The 17,474-nt window shown below is 29.5% G+C and carries 11 protein-coding genes; 1 reads left to right on the top strand and 10 read right to left on the bottom strand.

Translation table 11 applies throughout. The features are described 5' to 3' along the window. Window positions 1-59 precede the first annotated feature (59 nt). The 6 genes from HW276_RS05630 to HW276_RS05605 form a co-directional block, all read right to left on the bottom strand. A complete protein-coding gene (locus HW276_RS05630) occupies window positions 60-1,004 on the bottom strand; it encodes an Abi family protein (protein ID WP_178937734.1) in 945 nt (314 codons plus the stop codon). A 210-nt stretch (window positions 1,005-1,214) separates the two neighbouring features. Next, window positions 1,215-2,072: a Fic family protein gene (locus HW276_RS05625; RefSeq protein ID WP_178937733.1), complete on the bottom strand. Its 858-nt coding sequence runs from the start codon at window positions 2,070-2,072 to the stop codon at window positions 1,215-1,217. 53 nt (window positions 2,073-2,125) lie between these two features. Beyond that, window positions 2,126-3,652 carry a hypothetical protein gene (locus HW276_RS05620; RefSeq protein ID WP_178937732.1) on the bottom strand — a complete coding sequence of 509 codons (1,527 nt, stop codon included), beginning with the start codon at window positions 3,650-3,652 and terminating at the stop codon, window positions 2,126-2,128. Between the two features lie 34 nt (window positions 3,653-3,686). After that, complete coding sequence (locus tag HW276_RS05615; protein WP_178937731.1) at window positions 3,687-6,791, bottom strand: ribonucleotide reductase N-terminal alpha domain-containing protein; 3,105 nt, start codon at window positions 6,789-6,791, stop codon at window positions 3,687-3,689. 17 nt (window positions 6,792-6,808) lie between these two features. Further along, window positions 6,809-7,186: a class Ib ribonucleoside-diphosphate reductase assembly flavoprotein NrdI gene (gene nrdI, locus HW276_RS05610; RefSeq protein WP_178937730.1), complete on the bottom strand. Its 378-nt coding sequence runs from the start codon at window positions 7,184-7,186 to the stop codon at window positions 6,809-6,811. A 146-nt stretch (window positions 7,187-7,332) separates the two neighbouring features. After that, entirely contained in the window at window positions 7,333-7,572 is a 240-nt protein-coding gene (locus HW276_RS05605) for a thioredoxin domain-containing protein (RefSeq protein WP_018498041.1), read from the bottom strand. Between the two features lie 374 nt (window positions 7,573-7,946). Between HW276_RS05605 and metH the strand changes: the two genes are divergently transcribed. Beyond that, window positions 7,947-11,453 (top strand): methionine synthase, encoded by a 3,507-nt coding sequence (gene metH / locus HW276_RS05600; RefSeq protein WP_178937729.1) that lies wholly within the window; start codon window positions 7,947-7,949, stop codon window positions 11,451-11,453. Window positions 11,454-11,659: 206 nt separating this feature from the next. On the opposite strand, the gene lon is transcribed toward metH, so the two are convergent. The 4 genes from lon to tig form a co-directional block, all read right to left on the bottom strand. Beyond that, on the bottom strand, window positions 11,660-14,035 hold the full coding sequence (gene lon / locus HW276_RS05595) for an endopeptidase La (protein WP_178937728.1): 2,376 nt from the start codon (window positions 14,033-14,035) through the stop codon (window positions 11,660-11,662). A gap of 116 nt (window positions 14,036-14,151) precedes the next feature. Next, window positions 14,152-15,381, bottom strand: a complete 1,230-nt coding sequence (clpX, locus tag HW276_RS05590) for an ATP-dependent Clp protease ATP-binding subunit ClpX (protein WP_060917923.1) — start codon at window positions 15,379-15,381, stop codon at window positions 14,152-14,154. A 42-nt stretch (window positions 15,382-15,423) separates the two neighbouring features. Next, window positions 15,424-15,999, bottom strand: coding sequence for an ATP-dependent Clp endopeptidase proteolytic subunit ClpP (clpP, locus tag HW276_RS05585; protein WP_060917922.1), 576 nt, complete (start codon window positions 15,997-15,999; stop codon window positions 15,424-15,426). Window positions 16,000-16,161: 162 nt separating this feature from the next. Then, complete coding sequence (tig, locus tag HW276_RS05580; RefSeq protein WP_178937727.1) at window positions 16,162-17,448, bottom strand: trigger factor; 1,287 nt, start codon at window positions 17,446-17,448, stop codon at window positions 16,162-16,164. Between the last annotated feature and the right edge of the window lie 26 nt (window positions 17,449-17,474).

Below are 17,474 nucleotides of genomic sequence, written 5' to 3'. Positions count from 1 at the left end.
TTATGTTTATTATATATACAGAGTATATTTTTTGTCAATCAGTTAGTTTATTGGAATGTCTATTTATGCCAATCTTTTGGAAAATCCATTTTATATAAAATATCATTTATATCTATAATATCTTTTAGTTTAAATTCAAGTAAACTTAATAATTCTCGTAACTTTTTTGTTAGACTTTTATATTCTTTTTTTGATAAAAATAATTTAAGTCCCTCGTATATCGTAAATAATTTTTGTTTCTTATTATTTGTTATACCTATAATATTATTTATGTTTACAATATTTTTTGATGAGAAATCATACATTCTTTCATTATGTGCTGCTATGTTTCTAAATAATGAACTTGCACGTAAAAAAGTTTTTATGAAATTATTGTTTAAATTAGGTAGAACATAGTATTCTTTTTTATATAAATTTCTAAAATGACTTATTATTTTATTTTGTATTCTATGTTCCAAAATCAAATAAAATCTACTCATCTCTCCAAATGTAAAAAAATTAATTACTATCCAAAATGGTATGTTGTCTTTTGTTGTACTATAATGCTTTATTATACTATTGCTTTTATTATTTCTTAAAAAATTTAGTTTTTTTACTAAATGTGAAATGAGATGTATATTTTCATTTCTAACTCCAACATAATAATTATTAAGTTCCAAATAACTTTCTTTATTTGCATAACATTCCGAATAATAATATGCAATTGCCGTTTTAAAAGCTCTTTCCAATTGTGTCAAAACATCAAAAAACAACATTCTCAAACTTTTATCAAAATCATACAACGCTTTCAAATGATTAAAATGAACTCCCGATTTATAAATATCATTTCCTTTTAAATCTTTCCCTTTTAAAAAAGGTTCTTTGTAAAAATTTATGATGGAATAATAATTATACCTCATTAAATAATAAATTGTTTCATCATCAGTTTTTACCCGTAGTTTATCTCCATTTTCTCCATTTAAAATCTCAACTTGTTCCTTAAAAGTTTTAAATGACTTGTCCATTACCTTTCCCCCTTTTATCTCAAAAATGCAAAAAAGCCCTATCAAAATTGAAAGAGCTTTTTCTACAGTCTACAACAACGCACAATTAAGTGGGTTATTCTTGTAGTACGATCACTAAAATTATTATACTCTATATTTTGATATTTGTCAAATGTAAAAAACTTTCATTTTGCTTCGCTTTTTTATAAAATAACATCTGCCTGTATTTAACTATTTATCCCAACCTCTTGGAAAATCCCTCTCTATTTCTGGATAACCCTCAAATCTCTTTTGATAAACTTCTTTCGGATTAATTCCATTCTTTTTTAAATATTCTTCAAACTTCATTTTTGTATCTTCATCAAAATATTTATAATACATCCAAAAAGTATTTTCAGCACTCTTTTCTATAAAACCAGCAAGCAGCTCGTAATTTGATTCAACTTGTGCTGTTTCCAAAGCAGTATAATATTCATCTCTATCTTCATTTCGTATAACTGTAATCGGATAACCATTTTTCATAAGTTCCAAATTCAGAAGTAATCTCCCAGTCCGTCCATTACCATCAATAAATGGATGAATCTTTTCAAAATCAGCATGAAAACAAGCAACTTTCATTATCAAATCATTATTTTCATTACTGTTAAATTCATCAACTAATTCCGTCAACTTTTCTTCAACCAGATAGTAAGGTGTCGTTTCAAATCCTGCACCCAAAATTTCATTATTACTTTTTTTAAACTTTCCTCTATTCTCAATATCATCATTTAATACAAGAGCATGAAATTCCCTTATCAATCTCAACGATAAAGATTCATTTGTTTTTATAACTTCTTTCAGAAAATTAAGAGCATATTCCTGCCCCTTTACTTCTTCATGCTCCTTCAAACTTTTACCTTTCACAGTAACTCCATATTGAAGAATAATATCAGTTTCTTTCAAAGTAAGAGTGCTACCTTCAATCGCATTTGAATTATAAATAAAATTTGTTTTAAGATTACTTTCTAATTTTGTCAAAACCCCTTTGTTTAAAGGTCTTTCTTTTTCTAAAAAGTTTTTAAAAATTTCAATTTTAGATATTCTATTCATTATTCATCCCCTTTGCTTAGTTAAGTAGAGTATTTTTAATGCATTTAATGAATTTATTTTTGATATTTAATTATTGTGCAAGCTTTGTTTTTTTCATTTAAACTTGTTATATCAATTATTCTATTCTCCGAATTATTTTTGACATCTAAAGTACATTTTTTATTTTGATTATTATCTAATATTAATTCATGTTTCTCTTCTTTAAGTAACGGAGTATCTCTCAAAGATTTTTTATTCAATTCTAATTTAGAATCTTTATCTTTTTCTGATTTTATAGTTATTGTAATTTTTTCATCAGTTGGATTAATTAAAGTATAATTGTATTTTTTTTCTTTAGAATCATTTTTTATTTCATTTATAAAAACAAATGGTATTACTATTGAATAGAAAAAAACAAATCCTAGTAAGATAGGGATTTTATAATTAAATTTTCCAACATTTTTTAAACTATTTATATCTATATTACTTTTTAGTTTTTTATATTTATTCAATTCTTTTTCTGTTTCAATTATCTCCCAATTATTATTTTCCCAAATAGCCAAAATATTTTCTTTTAGTTTTTCTTCTTTGCTTAATAATTGTACAACTTTAGGAATAATTACATAATTTTCTCTTTCTTTTATTTCATTATAGTTATACTTTACATTTTTTATATTTTCTTTTTCTTTATCTAGACGTTTTTTCCATTTTTTGGATAACCCTTTTTCTATTTCTTCATATTTTTTTTCTTTTAGTTTTTCTTTAAATATATTGTTTCTTTCTTTTAATATTTCAATCAATTCGTTAAAATTATTTTCGTTGTTTTCTATCTTCTCAAAAGTTTTATCTTCTTCAATACATTCCTTTACTTCAAATATTTCTTTATTATCTATATATTTTTTTTCAATTATTTTAGTTACATTTAGAATTTTTGATGAATGTTCTTCTATTATATTAAATTTTTCATTTAGATAATTTTCAATATCCTCTAATATTTCTAATGTTCCATCATTATTCTTATGACTAAAATAATCAGTAATTAATTTAAATAAAATAACGAATCCTACAATTACTATATTTATAACAAAAATAGGTATTTTTTTTTCATCATAAGATCCTATTGCAGAAATAACAGCGGCCACTGGAAGTACTGTAAGGACATTCCAAAAAGAAAAATTTTCATTTTTTCTTTTTTTCTTTTCTTCATTTAATTCATTAAATAATATTTCTGAATTTTTTATAACATAATTATCATTTATATTATTTTTAAAAACTTCATTACTTTTCTTATCAATTTCCATCAATAGTTTTACTGGGTTAGTGAAAAATTTTTTATCATTTTTTTTATTTAGTTTTTTATTTAATAATAGGTTATTTACTATTAAAATAATATACGGCAAAACAATTATTAAAATAATTGTAATAATAATAACAATAAAACCCATCTTAATATAACAATATACAAAAGTTTCTGACAAAAAAAATATCAACATAGTTAACAAAAATGTATTTTTATGAATAATTAAATTTTCAAAATCTATCATTTGCTTTTCAACTATTAAATTTCTAATATGTTTAATTTCTTTTTTTTTATTTTCCATTCAAATTATCCTTTCAATTTAAAATCAAATTTTCTTATACCGAACAACTTATACACTCCTCAATAGTCGCCTTCCTAGTCCGTGTATAATAAAGCGACTTCAATCCCAATCTATGAGCATAAATATAAAGCCTAGCCAAATCTCTAGTACTGTCTGTACTCTTCGTATACAAAATAGTTGATATTCCTTGATCTACGTGTCTTTGAATTACAGAAATCAATTTCAAGATATTTTTTTGATCCATATCGTAGGCTGATTTATAGAAGAAGAAGTTGTCATTTGTTAAGTATGGCATTGGGTAGAAAGTCGTACTATCTCCATATTCTCTAACTTCTATTGTGTCAACTACTGGCATTACTGAGGCTGTCGAGTTCATTATGTATGATGTTGATTGGTTTGGAGCGATTGCCATTCGGTAGGCGTTGTAGATTCCATGTTTCATTACTTGCTCTTTTAGGTTTGCCCAGTCTTCTTTTGTTGGGATGTAAATTCCTTCAAATAGTGATTTTACTTTTTCTGTTTGAGGCATGTATTCTTTTGTTACATATTTATTGAAGTAGTTTCCGTTGGCGTATTCGGATTTTTCAAAATCTTTGAATGTTTCTCCTCTTTCTTTTGCAATTTCCATTGATCTTTCCAACGAATAGAAATTAACCATCATAAAGAATACATTACAGAAATCAAGCGCTTCTTTACTTTCATACATAATGAAATTTTTAGCTAAAAATCCATGTAAATTCATTGCTCCAAGTCCTACAGAATGTAATTCCTCATTTGCTTTTTTTATTGTCGGAACAACATCAATGTTTGTTAAATCTGAAACCATTGTAAGTGAATCAATTGCAGCTTTCGTAGCTTCTTTTATTCTTTTATTTTCCATAACAGTTGCAATATTTAATGAACCTAAGTTACATGATATTCCTCTTCTTATCGTATCTTCTTCATAATAAGCATTAATGTCTGAAACTTCTGACAATTGCATTATTTCAGTACAGTTTCCAAGAAGCATACCATTAAACATTCCCATATGTCTTTTTTCTTCAGTAAAGCAATATGTATCGTAAAGTCCGTCAATTTCTTCTACGGAAGTTATTTTTTCAAAAGCGCAAGCATCTCTATTTGGAGTATGTTCCAAATCAAATTTCAATCTAAATGTTTCAAATCCTAACTCCACAAGTTTTTGTAAATTTTTATGTGTTATAAGTAATCTATATAATGGATTACATTCAAATTTTCCACATTCGTCTGTTCCGTTATTTAATGGTAATTCTTTGATTTCAGCATCTCGCATTTTATTTATTTTTGAATGAATACCAATTTCTTGAAGCAACAATCTAATGTTAGAAAGAAATTCTAAATTTGTTGAAGCTATTTGTAATGAATTATTTCCATTATTTTTTGAAATAGTACCGTCTGCATCTGCCAATCCGCTTAACCATTTAACAATACTTGAAATTTCATAATTAAAAGGTACAAAAAATTTATCTTTCAGTCCCTTACAATAATTTAAAATTATTCTATCTTCATCTTCTGATTTACTATATTCTAAGTCATCAAATTTATCTAAAAGTTCTTTTTTTTCTCTATATAAATAAATCATTTTATTTGTAAGATTTTTTCTATCTTTCACATCATATTCGCAACCATCACCTGAATAAAATCCATTTGCATAAGCATTTTCAAGTATTTCACGGTTTTCATTTTCATACTTTGGCAAATCAAATTTTATAAGTCTGTCTCCAACTTTAAGTTCATGTGCTCTTTTTTCAACAACTTTTTCATTTTCATCTTTAATATAAAATTTGTGATATGGTGTTACATCTACAGTTTGAAAATTGTCTGTACTAACTTTTAATAACTTTTGATCAGTTCCTGTTTTAATAACTGTAGTTTTACTCCATTCTTCTCCATTCCAAACATGAACTTTTTCATTTTCATGCTGTCCAATTTCTGTATAACCGTATTCTTTTGTTAAAATTTTTGTATACGGAGCAACACACAAATTTGAGAATTTAACTGATCCAATCTCTTTCAAAGCATGTTCTTTATTTGCATTATCTTTAAAGAACAAATAAGGATATCCGCTTTCTTTTTGTGTTTGAGAAATTTTTACAAGAAGTTCTCTTGCGTTTATTTTTTTCTTTTTAACATTTGGATTATCAACTAATTTTTCGTACATTTCATTCATATCCATTTCATCTAAGTATTGTCCATATTCTAGAAATACTGTGTGTGGATTAAATGTATAGCAAACTTCATCTTCCATTGCTAATTGCATAAATTTGTCTGGAACGATAACTCCGATTGATAGTGATTTTATTCTAATTTTTTCATCGACATTTATTTTTTTACTATCTAAAAATTCATTAATATCTGAGTGAAATACATTCAAGTAAACTGCCCCAGCTCCAGCTCTTTGTCCCAATTGATTTGCATAAGAAAAAATATCTTCTAAAATTTTCATAATTGGTAAAACTCCAGAGGCCCTACCTTCTACACCTTTTATAGATTCACCTCTTGCTCTAATTTTAGACAAGTTAATTGCAACTCCTCCACCAATCGAAGACAATTTCATAGATGAGTCAAAAATATATCCAATTCCACTCAAATTATCTCCCATTTCATCTAAAAAGCAAGAAACAAGTTCTCCTGATCTCTTTTTCCCAGAATTCAAAAAAGTAGGAGTAGCTGGTTGATATTCTTGATTTATTAACATCAAAGCATATTCTTTTGCCTTCTCAAAGTTCCCCTGTGCCAAATACAATGAAACTGCCGAAATTCTATCCTCATATCTCTCTAAAAATTTTTCTCCAGTATCATCCATTAACGCATAGCTTTGATAAAATTTGGAAGCACTCATAAATGAAGCGAATCTAAATTTCTTATCATAAACCATTTTAAAAAGCTCTTTAATTTCATCATGACTATACATTTGATAAAAATCGATATAATAGTCATTTTTTATTAAATATCTCATTTTTTCTTCTAAATTGTGAAAAAATACAGTATTTTTATTTACATAATCCACAAAATATGAATAAACAGCTTCTTTATCCTTTTCAAGCTGAAAATCCTCCCCTTGCTTAACCATTATTTCATTATTTAAGTATATCCACTTTTTAGCTCTGTTATCAACCATTTTTCATCTCCTATTTATTATTTATAATTATTTTCCAGATAATTTATATAATTTTCCACTTCCGTATTAGTTCCCGACAATTCAAATTTCATTAAAACTGGAATACCATATTTTTCCTGAATTTTATCAGCCGCCACTGCAAAAAATACTCCCCAGTTTCTATTTCCGCTGGAACTTACTGATTTTATCAATTTTCTATTATTTTCATTTTCTAAAAATTTATCCGTCGTTTCTGGAACTTCTCCAATTTTTGTTGTAAATGTCAGAAAATGCCCTTCATTTTCAATTTTCAGATTTGGATCTATTTTTATAAAATGCCAATCTGAACGTTGTCTTTCCATTTTTTTTACAAATCTTTGGACATTTCCTGTTTTTGAATCGTAATATATATACATTGATTTCACCTTACTTTTTTCATTTTTGATGAATTTCCTGATTTTTTTGTAAAAATATACTCAAAACTGAATATTTTAATAAAAATTGTTTTGAGTAGTATTATTGATTAATTTAAATTGTATTATTAGCTCAAATTATTTTTTTATTACATCATTGAAATAATCTCATTAATTTCTTCCGGCTTGAATCCAATTGTTCTTTTTACTTCTTCATTTTCTTCAAATAAAATTACTGTTGGAACACTTCTCACTCTGTATTTTACAGCCAATTCCGGATTATCAAAGGGATTTATTCTTTCGTATTCTACACCTTTTTTATCTAATAAGTCTGACACCATTGCACATGGATTACAGTCATTTTTTTCAAATTTCACTAATTTTTTCATTCTCTTTTCTCCTTTAAATTTATATATATTTTTCATTTTATTATACAAAAACACAATATGTTGTGTTTATTTTGATTTTTTTACCGTATATGTAGTGTATCTTATTTTTGAAAATTTTTCAATAAGATTATTTTTAATTTTTGATTAAAGAGTTTTCTAAGTTGATAAATAAAGGGATTTATTAATTATATATTTTATATATGGAAAAATGATTATTTATTATTATTTCTAAAGATATAGGAAAAATGACGATTGGAGATGAAATAATAAAAATATATAAATTTATGAAAAATAAAATTAATTTCTATATACACACAGATTTTTTTATGATAGAATAAAGTAATATAAATTTACTTACAGGAGTTGAGCAAATTATGGAAAATAAATATAAAAATTCATATAATTTATTACAAAATGATCTAAAAAATAAAATACTAATGCTGGATGGAGCAATGGGAACAATGATTCAGCGAGAAAATTTGACTGCTGATGACTTTGGCGGAGAAAAATATGAAGGATGTAATGATTATCTTGTGCTGAAAAGACCTGATATTATTAAGAATATTCATAAAAAATATCTGGAAGCTGGAAGTGATATTATTGAAACTAACAGTTTTGGAGCTTTAGAAATTGTATTAAAGGACTATGACTTGGAAGACAAAGTTTTTGAAATGAATAAAAGGGCTGCAGAACTTGTAAATGAAGCTATTGCAGAATATAGAAGTGAACATCCTGAAGTTACACGAAATCTTTATGTTGCAGGAGCTCTAGGGCCTTCTAACAAGTCAATCAGTGTTACTGGCGGAGTTACCTTTGAAGAACTTATTAATAATTATTATACCGCTGTTTCAGGGCTTCTGGCTGGTGGAGTTGACTTGATTCTATTTGAAACGATCCAAGATACAAGAAACTTGAAAGCAGCTTATTTGGGGCTTAAAAAGGCTATGGAAGAAAATTATACTGTTCCGTTAATGCTGTCATTTACGATTGAAAGTACAGGAACTACGCTTGCAGGGCAAACTGCGGATGCCTTTTATTATGCTGTAAATCACATGAATCCATTTTCTGTTGGACTAAATTGTGCGACTGGACCTGAATTTATGACTCAGTTTTTAAAAACATTGAATAATATTTCAAATACTTATATTTCAGTTTATCCAAATGCAGGATTGCCTAATGAAGACGGGGAATATGAGGAAACTCCAGACACATTGTCAGCTAAAATTGAGCCGTTTTTCCAAAATCATTATTTAAATATTGTTGGTGGATGCTGCGGAACTACGCCTGAACACATTCAAAGAATTAAGGAAAAAAGTATAAATTATGAACCAAGAGTTATTGATAAAAATAAAGATTTTAACGATGTTTCTGGATTAATAGCCTTGGAAACACCAAAAGATCGTCCAGTTTACGTGGGAGAACGTACAAATGTAATTGGTTCACGTATTTTCAAAAATTTAATTGCTGATGAAAAATTTGATGAGGCGACTGAAGTTGCCAGGCTTCAAATTAAAGGGCGAGCAGATGTAATTGATATTTGTCTTGCGAATCCTGATAGAGATGAGATTGCCGATATGAAGTCATTTTTGGATAAAGTGGCAAAATTTGCAAAAATTCCGCTTATGATTGACTCGACAGATATAAATGTCGTTAAGGAAGGGCTTACTTACTTGCAGGGAAAAGGAATTATAAATTCGATTAACCTTGAGGATGGAGAAAAGAAATTTGCTGATATGGCAAAAGTTATTAAGGATTTTGGGGCTTCTGTTGTTGTTGGACTAATTGATGAGGAAGGTATGGCTGTTTCTGTTGAGAAAAAATTGAAAGTTGCCAGAAGAAGTTATGAACTGCTTACAAAAAAATATGGGATTGATGAAAGGGATATAATTTTTGACACATTAGTCTTCCCAGTTGCAACAGGAGATCAAAAGTACATTGGCTCTGCTACAGCAACAATTGAGGCAATTAGGCAAATTAAAGCAGAAATGCCGAATGTAAAGACAATTCTTGGAGTGAGCAATGTTTCATTTGGACTGCCGATTGCTGGAAGGGAAGTTTTAAATACTTATTATATGCAAAAGGCTTATGAGGCTGGACTTGATTATGCAATTATAAATACAGAAAAAGTTATTCCGATGAATGAAATTTCAGATGAAGAAAAAGAACTGTCAGAAAACATTTTATTTCATACAAATGATGAAAATGTATCAAAATTTGCAAATTTCTATCGTGAAAAAAAGGCTGTAAAAAAAGTTGCTGATACAAGTAACCTAACTACTGAAGAAAAAGTTGCAAACTTGGTTGTAGAAGGAAGTAAAAAGGACTTGACAATTTTACTGGATGAATTATTGAAAAAATATTCACCAATTGAAATTATAAACGGGCCTTTAATGACTGGAATGGATGAAGTTGGAAGATTATTTAACAACAATGACTTAATCGTTGCTGAAGTTCTGCAAAGTGCTGAAGTTATGAAGGCTTCTGTTTCACATCTGGAACAATTTATGAAAAAAGATGAGTCATCTGTAAAAGGAAAAGTAGTTATGGCAACTGTAAAAGGGGATGTCCACGACATTGGAAAAAATCTGGTTGGAATAATTATTGGAAATAACGGTTATGAAGTAATTGACCTTGGAATCAATGCTTCTGCAGAAAAAATCCGTGAAGCAATTATCGAACATAAAGCTGATTTTCTCGGACTTTCTGGACTTCTTGTAAAATCTGCCACAGAAATGGTAAATACTATGGAAGTTCTGCGTGAAGCTGGAATTGATATTCCGATATTTGTGGGAGGTGCTGCACTTACAGAAAAATTTACTGTAAACAAAATTGAGCCTGCCTATAAAAATAATATTGTAATTTACTCAAGAGATGCAATGACTGCACTTTCTGATTTAAATAAAATGATTGATGAGAAAAAATTTGAAGAATTTAAGGAACACTTGCAAAAACGTAGAGAATTAGTAACAATTAAAGATGCGAAAAAACTTGAACAACTGAAGGTTAAACCGACAGTAAGTGATATTAAAGATGCTGATGGAACATTCGACTTTTCAAAAGTTGAACTGCCGAAATATAACTTTGAAAAAATTTACAAGCCGCAAACTTTGAATAAGCAAATTTTAACAAATATAAAGGCAAAGGATGTATTTCCATTTGTAAACTTGCAAATGCTTATCGGAAAACATCTTGGAATGAAATGGATTGTAAATAATTTGATTGAAAAACAAGATCCTAGAACAATAAAACTATACAATGAAATTTTAGACATTGTCGAAAATGGCGATGAATACTTTGATATAAAGGCTATTTATAAATTTTTCCCTGCACGTAGAAAAGCTGGAAAAAGAAAAGATGACTTTAAAATTGAAATTCTATCAGATGATTTGTCAACAGTTTTGGAAACTTTTGATTTTCCAAGACAAAAATATGGACAATATTTATCGCTAAATGATTATGTAAGTCCAGAAGGAATCGACTACATCGGATTTTTTGTCGCAACTGCTGGAGAAAAATCAAGACTTGTTTCCAATGAATTAAAGGAAAAAGGCGAATTTTACAGAGGGCATATTGTAAATTCTATTGGACTGGAGCTTGCCGAAGCAACATCTGAATATATTCACAAAATGATGCGTCAAGATGTTGGAATCATTGACAAAAATATCTCTCTAAACGAGATTTTAAATGCCCAATATCAAGGAAACCGTTATTCTTTCGGCTATCCAGCCTGCCCAGACTTAAGCGACCAAAGAAAACTGTTTAATTTATTAAAACCAGAAAGATACGGAATTACATTGACGGAAGAATTTATGATGTACCCGGAAGCAACAGTAAGCGCAATTGTATTCTCGCAACCGTTCTGTAAATATTTTAATATGTAAAATTTTGTAAGTGAAGTGTATTACTCTAAAATTGTAATGCACTTTTCTTATGAAATAGATTCCCATTAGAGCAATGGATTTATTATAACCTCTATTTAACAAGGGGCTTTGAACTCCTTGCAATAAAAAATAAATTAAAAAATTAGGATGATAAAATCAATCATCCTAATAAAATTCATCGTATTTTTTAAATAATTATCTTTTTATTATTTTTCTTTTGCAGTCTTGCTTTTCTTTGCTTCTTTTTTCTTTTCTGAATCTTTCTTATCCACAAAAACAATCTTTTTCACATCATCATACGTTTTTGCAAAATAAAATTTCATCTGATCTGCAATTTCCTTTGGAAGTTCCTCTGTATCAACTTTGTTATCAAAAGGAAGCACAACATCTCTTATTCCAACTCTATGAGCTCCGATTACCTTTTCTTTAATTCCGCCAACTGCCAGAACTTCTCCAGTAATCGTAATTTCTCCAGTCATTGCCACATCTTGTCTAACTTCCTTATTAGTCAATACTGAAATTATTGCTGTTGTAATTGTTATTCCTGCTGATGGTCCGTCTTTTGGTACTGCTCCTTCAGGAAAGTGTAAGTGAACATCTGTTGTTTCATTGAATTTTTCTTTTATTCCAAGTTCATTTTTTATGTGCCGTACATAAGAATATGCCACTCTAGCTGATTCCTTCATTACATCTCCCAGCTTCCCAGTAAGCTGCAGCACACCTTTCCCTTCCATTTTTACCGCCTGCACTTCCAGAGTTGTTCCTCCAACCGCTGTCCATGCAAGTCCATTTACAACACCGATTTTACCTTCTTTTTCTTTAACTTTATCAATTCTGAATTTAGCATTTCCCAAATATTTTTTGACTTTTGCCTCAGAAACAGAGATTTTCTTGCTGTCAGATTTTGATAAAAGTATTTCCTTTGCTATTTTTCTAAATAATTTACCAATTTCTCTTCGTAAATTTCTAACTCCAGCTTCTCTTGTGTATTCGTTTATAATTTTCATGACTGCTTTATCAGAAAATGAAATTTTAAATTCTTTTAATCCATTTTCTTCCTGTGTTTGAGGAATTAAATATTTTTTAGCAATATTTAATTTTTCAAATTCTGTGTATGACTCGATTGAAATAATTTCCATTCTGTCACGAAGTGGTCCTGGAATTCCACCCAAATCATTTGCTGTACAAATGAAAAATACATTTGACAAGTCAAAAGTATGATCAATGTAATGGTCTTCAAATGAGTTATTTTGTGCAGGATCTAATACTTCCAGCATTGCTGAAGCAGGATCTCCTCTAAAGTCAGAAGCCATTTTATCAATTTCATCAAACAGCATTACAGGATTATTCACTCCAACCTGTTTCAATGAATTTATAATTCTTCCAGGCATTGCTCCTACATAAGTTCTTCTATGTCCACGAATTTCAGCCTCATCTCTTACTCCACCAAGCGAGATTCTTGTAAATTTTCTGTTCATTGCACGGGCTACCGAATGTGCAAGTGATGTTTTACCCACACCTGGAGGCCCTACAAGACAGATAATCGAACCTTTTAATGTATTGTTTAATTTTTTTATTGCCAAAAATTCTAAAATTCTTTCTTTTACTTCTTCCAATCCGTAATGATCTTCGTTCAGAATTTTTTCAGCTTTCTTTATATCAATTTCATCGTTAGTAGAAACTTCCCAAGGTAATTCAAGCACAGTTTCAATATATGTTCTAATTACTGAAGATTCTGCAGAAAAATCAGGCATTTTCTTCATTCTTGAGAGTTCTTTTACCAATTTATCCTTCAAATCCTGAGGAATTTTAGCATCCTTTACTCTTTGATCAAGTTCTTCCAATTCCTCGTCAGAATCCGTTCCTTCTCCCATTTCTTCACGCATTACCTTAATTTTTTCACGTAAATAATAGTTTTTCTGAACTTCTGCCATCTGTTCCTTCACACGATTTTCAATTTCTCTTTCAAGCATAAAGATTTCAATTTCTCTTTCAAGTATGCTTAAAATCTTATAGGCTCTTTCTTCCACATCCAGCGTTTCAAGAAGCCCTTGCTTCACATCTGTCGCAATCATAAGATTAGTGCAGATCAAATCAAAAACTTTGTCAATGCTGCTAATTTCCTTTATATTATAAATAATATCAGGCAACACTTTATTAGTTTTCTTTGCATATTTTGAAAATTCATCAATAACTTTACGCTTCAAAGCCTCAGCTTTACTTTCATCAATTGGCTTTGAAAAGATTTCTTCATATTCAGCATAAATAATGCCATTTTCATCTTTTGAAAACTGATTGATAAGAACTCTATGCTTAGCTTCAACAAGCACTTTTACATTTCCATTTGGCATTTTTACTGTTTGTATAATGTGAACTAAAACTCCAGTTTCATAAACATCTTCTGGAAATTTCGGCTCTTCTATATTCGCATCCTTTTGCGACGTAAGAATCAGCTTATTATCAAATCTTGCAACTGCTTCTTCAAGACTTTTCAGGCTTGACTGCCTTCCGATAAAAATCGGAGTTACAACGCCTGGAAATACAACTAATTCTCTTGTAGCTATAAACGGTTTATTTTGCATAATTTCTCCTTTCATATTTTATACTAAATCTAGATTTCTTTTAAATTATAATAAATACAATTCATATTCAATAATTTATGTTTTCTGTATATTTTTAAATAATTCAAATAATTTTACTATTCGACAATCACTTTATTCTTATCTGTAACAGCTTCCTTCGTAATTATCACTTTCTTAACATTGTCTTTTGATGGAATTTCATACATCAAGTCAGTCATAACACTTTCAATAATTGAACGAAGCCCTCTCGCTCCAATTTTTCTCTTAAGTGCCAGCTGTGCAATCTCAACAATCGCATCCTTATCAAATTCCAAATCCACATTTTCCATCTCAAAATATTTTTTATATTGTTTAACAAGCGAATTTTTAGGCTCTGTCAATATTTTTATCATAGCCTCTTCATCAAGCCCATGAAGCGCTGTAATTACAGGCAGCCGCCCAATTAACTCTGGAATTAACCCAAATTTTATCAAATCTTCAGGCAATACATTTTCAAATAAAGTCAAGTCATCCAATTTAGTTTTATTTGTTTCCAGCCCAAATCCAACCCTCTTTTCATTAACTCTATCTTTAACTTTCGCTTCCAGCCCTTCAAATGCTCCACCAACAATAAATAAAATATCCTTCGTATTAATTTCAATCATTTCCTGATTTGGATGTTTTCTCCCACCTTGAGGCGGCACACTCGCAACAGTCCCTTCAATAATTTTAAGCAGTGCCTGCTGAACTCCTTCTCCAGAAACATCCCTTGTAATTGACATATTTTCCGACTTTCTCGCAATTTTATCAATTTCATCAATATAAATAATCCCATGTTCTGCTGTTTCAATATCATAATCTGCAGCCTTTATCAACTTCAAAAGCACATTTTCCACATCATCCCCAACATATCCAGCTTCCGTCAATGTTGTCGCATCCGCAATCGCCAAAGGCACATTCAATGTTTTTGCTAATGTCTGTGCAAGCAAAGTTTTCCCACTTCCAGTAGGCCCTACTAGCAGCACATTGGATTTTTGAAGCTCCACATCATCATCTGTTTTTTTCTGCTGTTTATGCGTTATTCTCTTAAAATGATTATAAACCGCCACAGATAAAACTTTTTTAGGCTGTTCCTGTCCGATAATATATTCATCAAGTTTAGCCTTTATTTCCTTAGGCTTTAACAACGTAATTTCCCTATTCTGCTCATTTTTATCATATTCTCTAAAACTGTCCAATAACTCCGCACTGTCTTCTATACACTCATTACAAATAAATACATCATCCTCTTCTGGACTCTGTACCAGTCTTTCCACTTCATCTTCTTCTCTTCCACAAAATGAACAGTAATTTTTTTTCTTTGCCAATATTTTTCACCTCGTTTTTTCTACAATTTAAATCATAAATAATTACAATATCTTATCAATTAATCCATAATTTACAGCTTCTTCTGGTGACATAAAATTATCTCTTTCAGTATCCGCATAAATTTCTTCGACTGATTTTCCAGTTGCTTCTGATAAAATTTTACTTGTAATTTCCTTCATTCTTTCAATTTCTTTTGCTTGAATCTGAATATCTGTCGCTTGCCCTCTTGCACCACCTAATGGCTGATGAATCATTATTCTTGAATTTGGTAACGAATATCTTTTCCCTTTAGCTCCTGCTGCTAATAATACCGCTCCCATACTTGCCGCCTGACCTACACAAACTGTAGATACATCACTTTTAATATGACGCATTGTATCATAAATCGCAAGTCCAGCTGTAATTACTCCACCTGGGCTATTTATATACATAACAATATCCTTTTCATTATCCTGCGCATCCAGGAACAGCAGCTGTGCAACAATCGCATTTGCCATCCCATCTTCAACTTCTCCGCTTACAAAAATTATTCTATCCTTCAAAAGTCTTGAATAAATATCATAGCTTCTTTCCCCACGTCCATCATTTTCAATAACTACTGGACTATATACTGACATATTATTTCCTCCTCTTTCTGTCAATTTTTTCTTTCATTTCTTGTTTTTATTCTTTCTCATTTACTATCAAATAGAGAAAAAGAATTTCGCAATAAACTATTTTATCACAAAATTCTTCTAAAATCAAAATATTCTTTTCAATTCACAATTTTTCAAAAATTACTATTTAACTTTTGCTTCATTTACTAATAAATCAATTGTTTTTTGATTTACTAATCTGTAGTTTGTTTCGTCAATAAATCTTTCATAGTTTCCATTTTTTCTTACATCAGCGATCAATGCATCTTTTTCAAGTCCGTACATTGCAGCCAATTTTTCAATTTCTTTTGATACTTCTTCATCAGTTGCTTTAATTTCTTCAGCTTTTGCAATTTCAGCCAATACTAATTCTGTTTTCACAGCTTTTTCAGCATTTTCCTTTGCATTTTCCCTCATTGAATCCATTGTTTGTCCAGTCATTTGGAAATATTGATTCAAGTTAATTCCTTGCATTTGCAATTGTTGCGCAAATCTGTTGATTTGATAGTCAATTTCCCTTTGAACTAATGCTTCTGGAATTTCAACTTCTGTTGCATTTACTACTGCTTCTACAACTTTGTTCTTAAATTCATTTTCAGCTCTTGTTTCTTCTCTTTTTGTAATATTTTCTCTAGTTTTAGCATACATATCTTCAACTGAATCAAATCCTAATTCTTTTGCCAAGTCATCATTTAATTCAGCTTCTTCTTTTCTCTTGATTGAGTTTACTTTTACTTTAAATAAAGCTGGTTTTCCAGACAAGTTTGCAGCTCCATAATTTTCAGGGAAAGTAACGTTTACATCAAACTCATCCCCTTTTTTGTGTCCTGCAATTTGATCTTCAAAAGTGTCAATAAAACTGTGAGAACCTAATGTCAAGTCATATCCTTCGGCTTTTCCTCCATCAAAGGCTTCCCCATCTATAAATCCTTCAAAGTTAATGTTTACAACATCATCATTTTTAGCTTCTTCATCTTCTGCAATTTCTTTTAATTTTGCAGCGCTTTCTCTTAATCTTTCAATTTCTTCATTTACAGTTTCATCTGTAACTTCTACATTTTCCTTTTCTACTTCCACACCTTTATATTGTCCTAATTCAAATGCAGGTAATACAGGAATTGTAAATACAACTTCCACTTTATCATCATTATTTTCATATTTTTCAAGTTTAATATCAGCAATTGGTTTTAATTCATTTTCTGCAACTGCTTTTCTATATTCATCAGAAATAATATGATTTAGGATTTCCCCTTCAATTTCCTTTTTGAATTTACTTTCAATAACTTTTGCAGGTACATGTCCTGGACGGAATCCGTCAACTTTTGCATCTTTAAAATGTACTAAAACGTGATCTTTTAAGTGCTTTAATTCTTCTCCTTCCCTAACTGCTGATACTTCATAAGTTGTTTCATTTAATTTTTTTACTGCCATTTCTTTAATTCCTCCTAAAATTTTTT

The sequence above is a fragment of the Leptotrichia sp. oral taxon 417 genome (assembly GCF_013394865.1).
GTDB lineage: Bacteria > Fusobacteriota > Fusobacteriia > Fusobacteriales > Leptotrichiaceae > Leptotrichia > Leptotrichia wadei_A.
This window is presented reverse-complemented; position numbering and strand designations above follow the sequence as displayed.